Source organism: Neorhizobium alkalisoli, from assembly GCF_002968635.1.
Taxonomy (GTDB): domain Bacteria; phylum Pseudomonadota; class Alphaproteobacteria; order Rhizobiales; family Rhizobiaceae; genus Neorhizobium; species Neorhizobium alkalisoli.
This window is the reverse complement of record NZ_PVBN01000015.1, coordinates 88,994-103,236: the sequence shown is the minus strand read 5'-3', so window position 1 is coordinate 103,236 and position 14,243 is coordinate 88,994. Positions and strand designations below refer to the sequence as shown.

Below are 14,243 nucleotides of genomic sequence, written 5' to 3'. Positions count from 1 at the left end.
ATACTTGTCCGTCAAATGGTGCTAGGCGATCCGGGAGAAGCCGGACGAGGGGGCTCATGCACGTCATCGTCACTGGTGGGTCGAGCGGCATCGGGCTTGAGGTCGCAAGGCTCTATGCGGCACGCGGCGCACGCCTGACGCTCATCGCCCGCGATCCGGCAAGGCTCGAACTGGCGAGGCGGGAGCTACTTTCACTCCATAACGTATCGGAGACGAGCGTATGCGTTGTCACAGCAGACGTGGGCGTCGAGGACGAGGTCCTCAGCGCAATCGGCTCCGCCGAGGCGACGCTGGGCCCGTGTGACGTACTGGTCGCATCGGCAGGTGTCGTTGAGCCGGGACGCTTCGAAACGCTTTCTAGTGCCGCTTTTACCGAACAGGTAACGATCAATCTCTTAGGCGTCGCCAATGCTGTCCGTGCCGTCTATCCGGAAATGAAGCGGCGCAGGCAGGGGCGGATCATGATCGTCTCATCCGGCGCCGCGCTCATCGGCCTCTATGGTTATACGGCTTATTGCGCATCCAAATCGGCGCTTGTCGGTTTTGCCGAAGCCCTTGCATCCGAGGCGGCAGGATCGGGCGTCGGTGTCTCGATCTGCTTTCCTCCCGATACGTTCACGCCGCAGTTCGAGCGGGAATTGGCCAAGCGTCCCCTTGAAGCGCAGCTGCTGATGGGCAAGGCCTTGCCCTGGACTGCAAAAGCCGTTGCAGAGCGCATCGTGGATGCCATCGATCGGCGCAGGTCCAAGCTCTATTTCGGGTTCTCGATCACCGCTCTCGGCTTGTTCGGTTCGCTGATCAAGCCGGTTCTGCTGTGGTGGTATCGGCGCAGGCTCATATGAGGCCTAGGGTCTCTGCAGAAACGTGGCCCGCCCGCCGTCGATCTTGAGGACGGTGAGTTTGCCCGTGTAGTAAGCGCCGGTATCGATGCCGATCCTGCCAGGTCCAAGACTAGGGGTAGGATGTGGCGTGTGCCCGTGCACCACCATAAAGGGAAGTTTCGGGCCTTCGGCGAGGAAGGGTTCGCGGATCCACATCATATCCTCGTCCTCCTGTTCATCGAGCGGGACACCAGGCTTGATCCCGGCATGGACGAAGAACAGATTGCCGATCTTCAGCGAGATGGGCAGGTCGGCGAGGAACTGCCTGTGGCTTTCCGGCACGACCTCTGCCAGCAGTTCACCCAGTTTTGCATTGCGCGCCTTCTGGCGGACGCCGAGATGATGCAGGTCGATGCCATAGGAGATGAGCGTCTGTTCTCCGCCTAACCCCAGCCACTCCGAGTAAAGTTCGGGCTCTTTCAGAAATTTCAGAAAGATGTCGTCGTGGTTGCCGCAGAGAGGAAGGCGTTTCAGGCCGAGTTCGCTTGGCCGGATGAGATACTCCAGGACGTGGCTGGAGCTCGGGCCCCGGTCGACATAGTCGCCGAGCAAGACGACGGGGCCGCTGCGTTCGGTTGCTAGGATATCGGCGGCGACTTGCTCCTCGGCCGCCTTCAATTCCTTGAGGCAGCCGTGAATATCGCCGATGACGTAGATCGGGTAGCTGGGTGGCAGCGTGCCGAGATCGATCCGGCGGCGGCGAGGCACGGGGGCATACTTCAGCCCGCGCCTTGAAAACCACTCCGTCAATTTGCGCATTGCTGTGCCGCCGTTCGCCTCAAACAAGAATCATGACGACAATGGGAACTGGCTAACTAAAGGAGTATTAACATCTCTGCGAGTGTTAATTTCGGCGTTGGTCTCAGCTGGAGCCGAAGTCTGCGGCAAGCACGGCAACGGGAGACTGCGTGACCCGGCCGGCGCGTCTCGCAAGATGTGTGAGACGACGCGCAGTATTTCATCGGCGTCTGCGAGATGAGGGAGTACATTCGATCAATTGAGGCAATTTTGCATCTGGATCAAATTATTCTCAAATTGCGCTCACTTCGACATGCGGTTTCCAAAGCCTTTCACATTTGCCCTTGTATAAAGTGAATCACAGACGAACCGTACTCCTTGTTATGTCAGCTGCTTCTGCGTTTTGATCTGGTGATGTTATTTTGAGCGGTTTGATTAAGCGCTGAGCAATTAACCACCCGGCGCGCAAATGATTGCTTCATAGGTATCTGTATAGTACGGAGAAAACCTGCTGACGATGCTTAAGCAATCGGAAATTTTACACTTGGATGCGTTGCGTCCACCACGTTTTTAATACTGACGGATTCCGTTAGGAGGGTATGATGACTGGAAATGTGAAGAGCAACGGCAAGGTTGCCTTGGTGACTGGCGTAACTGGCCAGGATGGCGCGTATCTTGCCGAATTGTTGCTGGAGAAGGGCTATACTGTTCACGGCATCAAGCGGCGCTCTTCGAGTTTTAACACCAATCGCATCGAGCACCTTTACGAGGATCCGCATATCGAGGACCCGCGTTTCATCCTGCACTTCGGCGATATGACGGATTCGACCAATCTCATTCGCGTCGTGCAGGAAACGCAGCCGGATGAAATCTATAACCTTGCGGCGCAGAGCCACGTTCAGGTCTCCTTCGAGACCCCGGAATATACCGCCAATGCGGACGGTACCGGAACGCTGCGTTTGCTGGAGGCGATCCGCCTTCTGGGTTTGACGAAGAAAACCCGCTTCTATCAGGCTTCCACCTCCGAGCTCTACGGCAAGGTGCAGGAGGTTCCGCAGAGCGAGACGACGCCGTTTTATCCGCGCTCGCCTTACGCGGCTGCCAAGCTCTATGCCTACTGGATTGTCGTGAACTATCGCGAAGCCTACGGTATGCATGCATCCAACGGCATCCTGTTCAACCACGAAAGCCCGATCCGCGGCGAAACCTTCGTCACGCGCAAGATCACCCGCGCTGCGGCCGCCATTCATCTTGGTCTTCAGGAGCGGCTGTTCCTCGGCAATCTGGATGCGAAGCGCGACTGGGGCCATGCGCGTGAATACGTGCGCGGCATGTGGCTGATGCTGCAGCAGGACGAGCCGGACGATTACGTGCTTGCGACCGGCGAAACGCACACTGTGCGTTCCTTCGTCGAGAAGTCCTTTGCCAAGGTCGGTATGCCGATCGAATGGCGCGGAGAAGGCGTCGACGAGAAGGGATATGACGTGACATCCGGTCAGTGCGTGGTCGAAATCGACCCCCGCTACTTCCGTCCGACCGAAGTGGATCTGCTGATCGGCAATCCCGCAAAAGCGCATCAGAAGCTCGGCTGGAAGCATGAAACCAATCTCGACCAGCTCGTCGCCGAAATGGTCCGCGAGGACTTGAAGGTCATGGCGCGAAACGTGCCGACCGGCGGCGGCAACAAGGGACTTTCCCATGCCTGAGGTGATCTACAGCCTCGCTGGAAAGAAGGTCTATGTCGCGGGACACCGCGGCATGGTCGGTTCGGCCATCGTTCGCCGGCTGGCCACCGAAGGCTGCGAAATTCTCACCGCATCGCGCTCGGAGGTCGATCTTACCCGGCAGGCTGAGGTCGAGGCGTGGATGGCGAAGAACCGTCCGGACGCCGTTTTTCTGGCGGCAGCCAAGGTCGGCGGCATCCTTGCCAATGACACCTATCCCGCCGATTTCCTCTATGACAATCTCATTCTCGAAGCGAACATCATCCACGCCGCTCGCACGGTGGGCGTCGAGAAGCTGATGTTTCTCGGATCTTCCTGTATCTATCCGAAACTCGCCGACCAGCCGATCGTCGAGGAAGCCTTGCTGACCGGGCCGCTTGAGCCGACCAACGAATGGTATGCAATTGCCAAGATTGCCGGCATCAAGCTGTGCCAGGCCTATCGCAAGCAGTACGGCAGTGATTTCATCTCCGCTATGCCGACCAATCTTTATGGTCCCGGGGACAATTTCGATCTGAAGTCTAGCCATGTCATGCCGGCGCTCATTCGCAAGGCGCATGAGGCCAAGGTCGGCCATCTGCCGGAGATTACCATCTGGGGTACGGGAACGCCGCGCCGGGAATTCCTGCATGTCGACGATTGCGCCGACGCCTGCGTTCATTTGATGAAGACTTATTCCGGCGACACCCATGTCAACGTCGGGTCCGGGGAGGACGTCACGATCCTCGAACTGACAGAGCTCGTCAGCAAGGTCGTCGGTTTCCAGGGCAAGATCGTACATGATCTCTCCAAGCCGGACGGTACACCGCGAAAGCTGATGAGCGCCAAGAAGCTCCGCAGTCTCGAGTGGGCGCCGAAAATCAAGTTGGAAGAAGGCATTGCCAGCGCCTATCGGGCGTTTCTCGACGGCGAATACCTCGAGCGCTCCCAGGGAGACGCTGCGTGAGGCTAGCCGCTGCGGATACCCTGAGCGAGGATCAGGCTGGGATCGCTCAGCAGGCTGTTTCAATCGCGCCCGCCCATGCAAGGAAGAGCATCGTCATCTACGGGATGAACTATGCTCCCGAAATCGCTGGTGTAGGAAAATATACGGGCGAAATTGCAGAACATCTTGCCGCTGAGGGTATGGATGTCACCGTGGTGACGACCCCTCCGCATTATCCGGGCTGGAAGGTTCAGCCGGGATACGGCAACTGGTATTCCGCCACGACGGAAGGTCATGTGAAGGTTTTGCGCGTTCCGCTCGTATTGCGCCAGCGGATGAAAGGCATCTGGCGGCTCGTAGCGCCACTGTCCTTTGCGCTGACCTCAGCTCCGATTATCTTCTGGCAGATCCTTCGCCGCCGCCCGCAGACCGTGTTCTGCGTCGAGCCGACGCTCTTTGCCGCACCGGTGGCCCAACTGGCCGCACGGATGGTCGGGGCAAAGACGGTCCTGCATGTGCAGGATCTCGAGGTGGATGCGGCCTTTGCCGTTGGCCACCTCGGTTCAAAAGCATGGCTGAAGAAGCTGGGCTACGCTTTCGAGCGCTTTACGCTCCGGCATTTCGACAAGGTGATCACCATCTCCGACCGGATGGCGGAGCGGCTGACGGGCAAGGGTATCCTGAGGGAAAAGGTTTCGGTTATCCGGAACTGGGTGGACCTGTCGCATATCTATCCGATGGACGAAGTTAGCCCCTATCGCTCGGAGCTGAACTTCGCCGATGACGATTTCGTTGTGCTTTATTCGGGCAATATCGGCGCGAAGCAGGGCCTCAACGTGTTGTTGGACGCAGCGGAGCACCTCGAGGACGAGAAGAAAATCCATTTCGTGGTAGCCGGCGAGGGGCCGTCGAAATCGGAGCTCAAGGCACGCTACGGTCACCTTGGAAACGTCCGCTTTCTGCCGTTCCAGCCCTATGCGCGGCTGAACGAATTTATGAACATGGCTGATCTGCACGTCTTGCCGCAGGAAAAGGATGCGGCCGATCTCGTGCTGCCATCGAAACTCGGCGGCATGCTGGCAAGCGGCAAACCTGTTCTGGTGACGGCGGACGAAGGGACCGAGCTCGCATCGTTCGTGGACGGCGCCGCGACGATTATCCCGCCGGGAGATGCCGGGACTATGGCGGCAACGATCAGGCAGACCAACATTCAGGGCGGCCTCGGTCGAGAAGGGAAGCTGTCGGACTGCGTTCGCAGCCTCTCGCGCGATGATGGTCTCGCCAGCCTTGTTCGCAGCTTGTGATCGGCGGCGGGCGGACATGAGCGTCAGCAGACGAATTGTCTCGGGAAGTTTGGCGAACTCTGCCGGCATCGGCATGAACGCTCTCCTGCAACTGCTGTCGGTTCCAGTCCTGGCATCCGTCTGGGGAGTGGAACGGTATGGCCTGTGGATGATGCTGACGACCATCCCCACCTATTTCGCTCTGACCGATCTGGGTTTCGTCCAAGCCGCCACAAGCAGCATGACGATGGAGATCGCCGCTGGACAACGACAGAAGGCACTCGGGACCTTCCAGAGTGCGTCTCTGCTTATATTCCTGATTTGCATGGCGGCGGTCGGACTGGTGGGGATTGCTGCCGCGGTAATCGAGTACGGCAGTTTCGGCGTGCCGTTCCAACATATGGATGTCGTTCTCCTTCTCGCCCTGTTCGCGGCATTGTCGCTGGTCTCCCGGATGCCTTTGGCGGCACTAAGGGCGAGCGGCCACTATGCGATCGGAACGATCAGCTATGATTTTCTGGTCCTCGTAGAGGGCCTGGCAGCGCTTTCCACGGCCTTCCTTGGCGGCGGCTTTGCAGAGGTCGCTTTGTGCCAACTTGTGATGCGGTCGTTGAACATGGTTGTGCTCTACGCCCTGCTTCGGCGGCAGGTGTCCTGGTTGCGATACGGTTTCGGCCATGCGAGCATCGGCGACCTGAGGCGCCTGTTCAAGCCCGCCATCGCCGCTATGGCGATACCCGTCTCGTTGGCGATCAATCTTCAAGGCACGGTTCTCATCATCGGGGCTGTCCTTTCACCGGCGGCGGTCGCGCTCTATACGCCGGTGAGAACCTGCAGCAGACTTTTGGTGCAGATCATCGGCGTTGTTAATCGCGCGACCATGCCCGAATTGTCCAAGGCATTCGCCCTTGCCGACAATCGGCAATTGTCCGGCATCATCAGGATCAACAGCCTGATGATCGGCTGCGTACTTCTGCCCGGAGCCTTGTTGTTCGCCTTCTTCGGGAAGGAGTTCGTCGAACTCTGGAGTGGCGGCCACATCTCGCCGTCGCGCTCCTTCGTCGTGCTCATGGCGCTCGCCACGTCGGTCCATGGTGCCTGGTACTTCGTATCGAACATGCTGCTGGCGACGAATTCGCATGTCTCCTTCGCGAGGTTCAGCCTCGGCGCCTCGCTATTCACGCTCCTTCTGACTTTCGTGCTCTGCACAGTCATCGGGCTTGACGGTGCTGCCATTGCGTTGATCGCGGGCGAGGCTCTATGCGCGGTTGCGGCCGTAAGATTGTTCATCTCCCGCCATCGGTCCGCGTCATGACGCAGGAAACCATTGCTGCGACACCAATGACGACGACTTCCCGATCGGCCGGATCGCTGGCCTTCGTCTGGGATAATTTTGGCCCAATGCACGCTGACCGTTGTGACGCGGTGGCCAGGGCCGCTGCTACCGCTCCGGCCCGCAAGGTCATTGGCATAGAGCTCTTTTCATCGAGCGAAGAATACGCCTGGAACAGCGAAAGTGGCAGCCACTTCCGCAAGATAACGCTCTTTCCGGGAAAGGGTTGGCGAGCTGTCTCGCCGTTTGTTATTGCGCGTCGCATCGTCGCGACCTGCCGACAGGAAGGCGTATCCGATGTCTTTCTCTGCAACTACGACAAGATGGCGATATTCCTCGCCGGTCTCGCCCTGCGTGCAATGGGCAGGCGCGTCTATGTCATGGGCTGCTCGAAATTCGACGATCTGAAGCGGACGGTCTGGAAAGAAGCGTTCAAGCAGCTGTTTTTCCTCCCTTATCAAGGCGCCATCGCCTCGGGCAGGCGCTCGCGCGACTACATGCGTTTCCTGAGCATTCCGGAGAGCCGGATTGCGACCGAATACAATTCCCTGTCCGTGGAGCGCATCCGCCGGATGGCCGGCGCGCCGGCGGCGCCTGAGGGTGTGCCGTTTGAAGAGCGGCATTTCACGATCGTTGCCCGCTTCGTTCCGAAGAAGAACCTGGCGATGGCGCTCAATGCCTATGGCCTTTACCGGAAGATGGCCTCGAACCCGCGTCCTCTCCACCTTTGCGGGTCGGGGCCGCTGGAAAAAGAACTGCGCGAAAAAGTGGAGGCGCTGCAGATCGCCGATCACGTCGTTTTCCACGGCTTCCTCCAGACCGACGGCATTGCGAGGATGCTGGCGACGACGCTCGCTCTGATACTGCCGAGCACCGAAGAACAGTTCGGCAATGTGGTGATTGAGGCGCAGGCCATGGGACTGCCGGTGCTGCTGTCGGATGTCTGTGGCGCGCGTGACAACCTTGTACGCAATGCCGTCAATGGTTTCGTCTTCGAGCCCGATAACCCGGTCGGGCTTGCTTTCTTCATGAAGGTCCTCAGCGAAGACAAGCAATTGTGGTCGGCACAGGCGCTGGAAGCGAGGGGATTCGCGAAGCTCGGCGATACCGAACAGTTTGCTGCCGCCGCATTGAAGCTGACGGAGCGCTAGGCATGTTCACCCGCGTTTCGATCTATATCTTTCTCTGGGCGATCAACTCGTTCGCGGTCGGAGACGTCGACACGGTTCTGCTGACGCTGCCGACCTTCCTTCTCTGCATCTTCAATGTCTACCGGATCAAAAACCGCTATCTGACCGCTGCGGATATGTTCTGGTTCGTCTATTTCATCTTCTTCGTTATCGGCCCGATCCAGACCTTGTCCGACAATTATTTCCGGAAGGGGGGGCCTGTCTTCGGCATCTACTTCACCGATGGCGAGATCTACACGGCGGCGGCGGTCACTTTCCTCTTCGCCCTTTCGGCAACGGTGGCAGGGTTGTGGATGGCGCGGGACGCGAAGCCTTCCAGGCCCAATGTGGCCAACTATGTGATCGATAGCGGGATGCTTGTTCCGCTTTTTGGCGTGGTCCTGCTTTCGTTTGTTGCCTTTGTCGTTTTCTCAGGTGGGATAGGCAACGTTCTTGCCTCGCGCTCGGAGAGAGACGCCGACAGTGTCTCTCTGCTTCGCATTTTCGCGCTCGCGTCGCTGCTGATATCAACCTTCTTCATAACCGCTGTTGTGATGCGCGGACGGCAGAATGGTCGATCGCCGGGCTTCTCCGGGTTCGCAATCCTGGGATGTTCTCTCGCCCTGCTGCTTGTTGCGCAGAACCCTTTCAATACGCCTCGCTACTTTCTGATCCAGTCGTGGATGCCGGTCATGCTGCTGTTGTTGAAGGGACGGCTGGGAGCCATGCCGTTCTACTTCGCCTGCCTGTTCGGGATGCTTGTCGTATTGCCGATCACCAGTTTGACCAGCCGCTTCGGAACCAGCATTTTTGAAGCAATCGGTAATATAGATGTCAAGGAAGACTTCTTCCGGCTCCCGTATGTCGATATTTTCGACCTGCTTCTCTACGAGATGAAGTTTATCGGCGATATGGGCTTCAGCTATGGGAACCGCGTGCTGGGCGCATTGCTGTTCTTCGTACCGCGTTCGATCTGGACGGGTAAATCCCAGTTGCTGGCTCTGCAGATGGGCGACGAGCTCGTGGCCATGAAGGTGGCGGGTACCGAAAACCTGTCGCTTTTCTTTGGCGGAGAGTTTTACGCGGATTTCGGTCTCGTTGGAGTGGTGGTCTTCGGTTTGTTGTTCAGCGCGCTTTACCTGCGTTTCCTGCACAACAGGAAGCTGCTCCTGAATGGGTTTTCGATCCGGGAGTTCATCATCATTTCGGCGACGCCGATCATCGTTCGCGGCCCGATCGGTGCAAATGCACCTCTCATTTTCCTGACGCTCATCTTCCTAGCGATCTATCTACGCCTTCTCGCACGCCCATCCAGGGCAATGAGACCGTTTGCGGCCCTGGCAGAGGGGAAAAGATGAAGCTGGCTATCGTAACCACGACCCTGTCTCGGGCGGGCGGCGGAGTGTCCGAGGCTGTGCGCCTCCAGGCGCTTTCGATAGCCGGCAGTGCCGAGGTGACGGTGACCGTGAAGGCCTTGCACAGTCCGCACGATGCAGCCGATCTGCAATCCTGGGGCGCGCTCGATGTCCGACTTCACCGGCGCCTGCCGTTCGGACGTTATGCGCTGTCCCTTGACCTCCTGAGATCACTGATGCGCTCGGGTGCCGATATCGTCCATATCCATGGGCTTTGGCAATTTCCTTGTCTGGCGGTGCTGATCTGGTCGAAGCTTACGCGCAAGCCGTATGTGGTGACCCCGCATGGAATGCTCGAGCCGTGGATCATGTCCCGCTCATCGCCCCTGAAGAAATTGGTCTCCTGGCTTTATCAGAACCGATTCCTGAAAAGTGCCGGGGCGTTCCAGATCCTGACGGAGAAAGAGCGAAGCGACATCGCTCCCTATCGGACGGATCAGGTCGTTGCCGAGATTCCCAATTACGTGCCCCCATTCGTTCGGGCGGAGGAGAAGCCCGCCTGGTGGAGACAGTCCTTTGACGGCCGGAACGTCTATCTCTTTTTTGGACGGATCCATGAAAAGAAGGGGTGCCTGGAACTGGCGGATGCCTGGGCTGATCTCTGCCGCAAGAATTCGGCCTTCAAGGACCGTTCCGCTCTTGTCTTTTGCGGCTGGAATGACGGGCTTGAGGGATTTGAAACCCGTATCGGGGAGCTGGAAACAGAGTTCGGCAACGCGCTTTTTGCCGGTCCGCAATATGGCGAGGACAAGCGCCGATCCCTTTCTTCGGCCACGTTTTTCGTTCTGCCCTCCAAGAGCGAAGGATTGCCCATGGCCATTCTGGAGGCATGGAGCGCGGGTTTGCCGTCGATCATGACTCCCGAGTGCAACCTCCCAATCGGTTTTGGCAGCGGTGCTGCGATCAGGACCGGCCGGACGGCGGACGAAATCGGTGAGAGCCTGCTTGCGGCCGATCGCCTGGACGCTGCCGATCGCGCCGAAATGGGCGAGCGCGCAGTCGCCGTCGTGGCGCGTGAATATTCGAGGGAAAAGGTGGCTCAGTCCTTGCTCGGCCTTTACGCGGACTGCCTGCGGCGAGGCGCTACCTCAAATGAATAGACCTACTTTGGCAGATGGAGTTTCCTGCGTGACGTCGAAGCGTATCGGTATATTGACCTATCACTTTTCGGAGAATTTCGGCGCGCTGATGCAGGCCTACGGTTTGCGCCAGTGGCTTATCGAGCAAGGCCATCAGGCCGAATTCGTAAATTATCATCCCCGCTATGTCGAAGAAGGAGGGGATTTCGAGCGCCTGCTGAGCCCATCTGCTTTCCGCCGTAACCTGAAGGTCGCTTATCTTCGGCTGTCGACACTTCAACGTCGGCTTTTCGGAAGCCGCCTTCAGGCCGAGCAGTTCGAGAATTTCCGTCGGGACGCGCTGGGCGTCGCAGGTCCACGTCTTTTCACGCAGGCGGATGTCGAGGCCTTTTTCGCCACACAGGCCGGGAGCTTCGATATGCTTGTCTGTGGCAGCGATCAGATCTGGAATCCTTCATCTCAGAAGGGGCTTGATCCGGTGTACTTCCTGGCCATGAGAGATGCGGCCAAGGCTCGCCACGTTTCCTATGCTCCGAGTTTCGGCAAGGGCAGCCTTGATCCGGCGTTTGACAACGAGGTCAGGCGCTTCGTGTCGGGTATAGACGGGCTCTCGGTCCGAGAAGAGAGCGGCGTCGAGATTGTCGAACGCATCACCGCCCGCAAGGCCGAATGCGTACCCGATCCGGCGATCCTGCTTGGTGACTTTTCCAAACTGATCCAGCGCGCAGAACCCGTTGGACAGGGACATGTCTTCTGCTACGCGCTGCGCACCGGTGACGGTATCCGCCAAGTGGCGGAAATGATCTCGCAGGAAAAGGCGGCACCCGTTGTATCGCCCTACAACACCCACCGTCGTTGGCGGGAAATTGGCGAGACGGTCTTTCCCTCACCCTCCGGCTGGGTTGCCATGATTGATCGTTCTACCTTTGTGGTCACCAACTCCTTCCACGGCACAGTCCTCGCGATCCTGCAGAACAAGCCTTTCCTGACGGTGGGGCTGCCCGGCGCGAAGAGCGGGCTGAATGAGCGGGTCCGCAATCTGCTTCGGCAGCTCGACTTGTCGGACCGGTTTGTCGAAGCCGGCGACCTGGAGACGGCAAGGCTTCGTATCCGCGAAGATATCGATTGGCGCAAGACGTCAACGCGGCTGGCGGAGATGCAGCAGCAGGGGCGCAGCTTCCTTGCAAATCAGCTTGAGAGCATCTCATGAGTAACGACTTCTCCCAGTATCGCTACATCGACACGATCCCGAAAGCGCAAAAAATCCGGCGCGCATTGTGGTTGATTGTTTGGGTAGTTCTGTTTCGGCCAACGCCGCGTGGGCTGATGAATTTTTGGCGAATATTTTTGCTACGTGCTTTTGGTGCAAAAATTGGCAATGGATGCAGGGTAGCGCCGTCTTGTTCTGTGTGGGCCCCTTGGAACCTTGAAATGGGTCAATATTCAGTCCTGGGTGACGGTGTTGATTGCTATAGCATGGATAAAATAAGAATTGGCTCAAAGGTGGCAATCAGCCAACGTTCGTTTCTCTGTACTGGCACCCATGACATTTCCTCACTCAGGCGCCCGCTGATAACGAAGCCAATCTCGATCGGTGATCACTGCTGGGTTGCGGCTGAAAGCATGCTGATGCCAGGTGTCACGATAGGCGCCGGCGCTGTGATTGGTACTCGCTCCCTAGTATCAAAGAGTCTTCCGGCATGGTTTGTTTGCGTAGGGCATCCTTGCGCGCCCGTCAGACCGAGAGCAATTAAAGAAGTTTTGTAGCTGCCTCGTAGGTATGGTTTGGAATCGCTATGAATATAGTCGAGAAGGTAAAAAGATCACTCTGGTTCTTGACGCAATTTTTGCAGGATGGTTGGAGATATTTCCGTCACTGCAGTATTTCTCCTTTCGCGGACCGGGAGCGTTCCCTATACTATAAAATGATTATCGAAACTCATTCTTTGGAAAAGGGGTTGTCGGTCGGAAGGACGCGCCCCGGTTTTGGGCGGCAGAAGATACGATATATATTAGACGCACTTCGGCGCTACGATCTCGCCTATTCTGAGCTACCAGCTCAAATGGCGCTGGGTACGCTGGAAACCTACGTTGAATTTCACAAACAGGTCGGCTTCTCGGATCCACTGGTCGGCGAAGTAGAGCGGTTTGTACAAGGATATCGGGACAAAGTTCATTCCCAGGGTGGATTGCGTCACTTTGCTGAAGGTATGACGTTGGGTCGCGAGAAAAAAGGCAGCGATTTCCTCACCTCGCGGTTTAGCAGCCGCATCTTCGATCCCAGTCCGCTGTCTAATGAGGAGGTCGCGACCGTAGTGAGCGTTGCTCAGACGGCTCCGTCGCAATGCAATAGACAAGCCACTCGAGCATATTTCTTCAGGGACAAGGATAAAATTAGAGAGCTGCTTGCCCTTCAAGCCGGCGCAGGTGGGTTTTCCGACGATGTCAGCAACTTGTTCGTCATTGCATCGGAGCTTCCCGCCTGGGGTGGTGCGCAACAACGCAATCAACCTTACATCGACGGGGCTCTCTTTTGCATGAACTTGCTACTGGCCTGCCATGCGCACGAGCTGGTTTCGTGCCCCCTGAATTTGGCAATCACCCATAAAACTGAAGACAAAATCAAAGCCGCGGGAGGCATCGGTAAAGGAGAGGTGCTGATCATGATGATTGCAGTCGGGAGAATGCCAGCAAATACAGCATTGAAGGCGGCGCGTTCTCCACGCCGGTCGGTCAGTGAAATTCTGACAATCCAGGGATAGTCGGCTAACATGAAGACGCGCGTCGCTGTCCTTATTTTAACTCACAACGAAGCGCAGCATATCGGCCGCGCAATCGAAGCAGTTTCTTCCTTCGCTTCGGAAGTCTTCGTTGTAGATTCCTTTTCGACCGATAACACCGTAGAAATCGCCAGATCAAAAGGCGCGACGGTACTGACGAACCCATGGACGAACTATTCCAAGCAATTCCAATGGGGGCTGGACAACGCACCGATCTCCTCCGATTGGATCATGCGGCTCGATGCAGATGAGGTGATCGAACCAGAGCTCGCCCGCGAGATTGCGGAAAAGCTTCCAACCCTCGGGTCTGACGTGGCCGGCATCAACCTGAAGCGCAAACATATTTTTCTCGGGCGCTGGATCCGCCACGGCGGGCGTTATCCGCTGATCCTGACCCGCATCTGGAGGAAAGGGCAGGGGCGGATCGAAGATCGCTGGATGGACGAGCATATCATCGTCTGGGGCGGGCGAACCGTACTTTTCGACAATCCTTTTTCCGATCACAACTTAAATGATCTCGGCTTCTTTACCGACAAGCACAACAAATATGCCACCCGCGAGGCTGTTGATGTCCTCAACCGACGTTACGGCCTGTTTGCCGAAGATCAGAACCTGACAAGCGATGGCTCTTCGCTTCAAGCGTCCATGAAGCGCTTCATCAAAGAGCGGATCTACAATCGCGTTCCTTTCCCTGTTTCAACGCTCGGCTACTTTCTTTTCCGTTACATCGGGCAACTCGGCTTTCTGGATGGCAGGGAGGGGCTGGCCTATCATTTCTTGCAAGGATACTGGTATCGCTTCCTTGTCGGATCGAAGGTGATGGAGTTCGACCGAGTTCTGCAAGGATCCGCAACAGCTGAAGAAAAGCGGCTCGAGCTTGCAAAGCTGACAAATCTGAAATTGTAGCTCCCGAAGA

General features: G+C 57.4%; 13 protein-coding genes. 12 read left to right on the top strand and 1 reads right to left on the bottom strand.

All coding sequences use genetic code 11. The annotated features are described in order from the left end of the window. Positions 1–56 precede the first annotated feature (56 nt). Positions 57–842, top strand: coding sequence for an SDR family oxidoreductase (locus C5L13_RS25600; protein ID WP_105386096.1), 786 nt, complete (start codon positions 57–59; stop codon positions 840–842). A gap of 3 nt (positions 843–845) precedes the next feature. On the opposite strand, the gene C5L13_RS25595 is transcribed toward C5L13_RS25600, so the two are convergent. Then, entirely contained in the window at positions 846–1,640 is a 795-nt protein-coding gene (locus tag C5L13_RS25595) for a metallophosphoesterase family protein (RefSeq protein WP_105386095.1), read from the bottom strand. 578 nt (positions 1,641–2,218) lie between these two features. On the opposite strand from C5L13_RS25595, the gene gmd reads away from it, so the two are divergent. From gmd to C5L13_RS25540, 11 genes are all read left to right on the top strand, one after another. After that, complete coding sequence (gene gmd / locus C5L13_RS25590) at positions 2,219–3,325, top strand: GDP-mannose 4,6-dehydratase (protein WP_407070472.1); 1,107 nt, start codon at positions 2,219–2,221, stop codon at positions 3,323–3,325. Next, positions 3,318–4,289 carry a GDP-L-fucose synthase gene (gene fcl, locus C5L13_RS25585; protein WP_105386093.1) on the top strand — a complete coding sequence of 324 codons (972 nt, stop codon included), beginning with the start codon at positions 3,318–3,320 and terminating at the stop codon, positions 4,287–4,289. Before gmd ends, fcl begins: the two co-directional genes overlap by 8 nt. Beyond that, a complete protein-coding gene (locus tag C5L13_RS25580; protein ID WP_245571466.1) occupies positions 4,286–5,572 on the top strand; it encodes a WcaI family glycosyltransferase in 1,287 nt (428 codons plus the stop codon). Before fcl ends, C5L13_RS25580 begins: the two co-directional genes overlap by 4 nt. Positions 5,573–5,588: 16 nt before the next feature. Further along, the gene (locus C5L13_RS25575; protein ID WP_158693531.1) at positions 5,589–6,866 is read left to right on the top strand and encodes a lipopolysaccharide biosynthesis protein; all 1,278 of its coding nucleotides are present in this window, start codon (positions 5,589–5,591) and stop codon (positions 6,864–6,866) included. An 86-nt stretch (positions 6,867–6,952) separates the two neighbouring features. Further along, positions 6,953–8,035: a glycosyltransferase gene (locus C5L13_RS25570; RefSeq protein ID WP_158693530.1), complete on the top strand. Its 1,083-nt coding sequence runs from the start codon at positions 6,953–6,955 to the stop codon at positions 8,033–8,035. A gap of 2 nt (positions 8,036–8,037) precedes the next feature. Then, on the top strand, positions 8,038–9,411 hold the full coding sequence (locus tag C5L13_RS25565) for a hypothetical protein (RefSeq protein ID WP_105386090.1): 1,374 nt from the start codon (positions 8,038–8,040) through the stop codon (positions 9,409–9,411). Next, positions 9,408–10,568, top strand: coding sequence for a glycosyltransferase (locus C5L13_RS25560; RefSeq protein WP_105386089.1), 1,161 nt, complete (start codon positions 9,408–9,410; stop codon positions 10,566–10,568). Before C5L13_RS25565 ends, C5L13_RS25560 begins: the two co-directional genes overlap by 4 nt. 28 nt (positions 10,569–10,596) lie before the next feature. Beyond that, a complete protein-coding gene (locus C5L13_RS25555; RefSeq protein ID WP_158693529.1) occupies positions 10,597–11,757 on the top strand; it encodes a polysaccharide pyruvyl transferase family protein in 1,161 nt (386 codons plus the stop codon). Further along, a complete protein-coding gene (locus tag C5L13_RS29645) occupies positions 11,754–12,314 on the top strand; it encodes an LbetaH domain-containing protein (RefSeq protein ID WP_105386087.1) in 561 nt (186 codons plus the stop codon). Before C5L13_RS25555 ends, C5L13_RS29645 begins: the two co-directional genes overlap by 4 nt. Before the next feature lie 29 nt (positions 12,315–12,343). After that, a complete protein-coding gene (locus C5L13_RS25545; RefSeq protein WP_105386086.1) occupies positions 12,344–13,309 on the top strand; it encodes a nitroreductase family protein in 966 nt (321 codons plus the stop codon). Between the two features lie 9 nt (positions 13,310–13,318). After that, positions 13,319–14,233, top strand: coding sequence for a glycosyltransferase family 2 protein (locus tag C5L13_RS25540; RefSeq protein WP_105386085.1), 915 nt, complete (start codon positions 13,319–13,321; stop codon positions 14,231–14,233). Positions 14,234–14,243: the final 10 nt, after the last annotated feature.

Excerpts from the sequence above, each read along its gene's own strand:
- C5L13_RS25600 (WP_105386096.1), top strand. The coding sequence starts at position 57 with ATGCACGTCATCGTCACTGGTGGGTCGAGCGGCATCGGGCTTGAGGTC.
- C5L13_RS25595 (WP_105386095.1), bottom strand. The coding sequence starts at position 1,640 with ATGCGCAAATTGACGGAGTGGTTTTCAAGGCGCGGGCTGAAGTATGCC.
- gmd (WP_407070472.1), top strand. The coding sequence starts at position 2,219 with ATGATGACTGGAAATGTGAAGAGCAACGGCAAGGTTGCCTTGGTGACT.
- fcl (WP_105386093.1), top strand. The coding sequence starts at position 3,318 with ATGCCTGAGGTGATCTACAGCCTCGCTGGAAAGAAGGTCTATGTCGCG.
- C5L13_RS25575 (WP_158693531.1), top strand. The coding sequence starts at position 5,589 with ATGAGCGTCAGCAGACGAATTGTCTCGGGAAGTTTGGCGAACTCTGCC.
- C5L13_RS25570 (WP_158693530.1), top strand. The coding sequence starts at position 6,953 with ATGCACGCTGACCGTTGTGACGCGGTGGCCAGGGCCGCTGCTACCGCT.
- C5L13_RS25565 (WP_105386090.1), top strand. The coding sequence starts at position 8,038 with ATGTTCACCCGCGTTTCGATCTATATCTTTCTCTGGGCGATCAACTCG.
- C5L13_RS25560 (WP_105386089.1), top strand. The coding sequence starts at position 9,408 with ATGAAGCTGGCTATCGTAACCACGACCCTGTCTCGGGCGGGCGGCGGA.
- C5L13_RS29645 (WP_105386087.1), top strand. The coding sequence starts at position 11,754 with ATGAGTAACGACTTCTCCCAGTATCGCTACATCGACACGATCCCGAAA.
- C5L13_RS25545 (WP_105386086.1), top strand. The coding sequence starts at position 12,344 with ATGAATATAGTCGAGAAGGTAAAAAGATCACTCTGGTTCTTGACGCAA.
- C5L13_RS25540 (WP_105386085.1), top strand. The coding sequence starts at position 13,319 with ATGAAGACGCGCGTCGCTGTCCTTATTTTAACTCACAACGAAGCGCAG.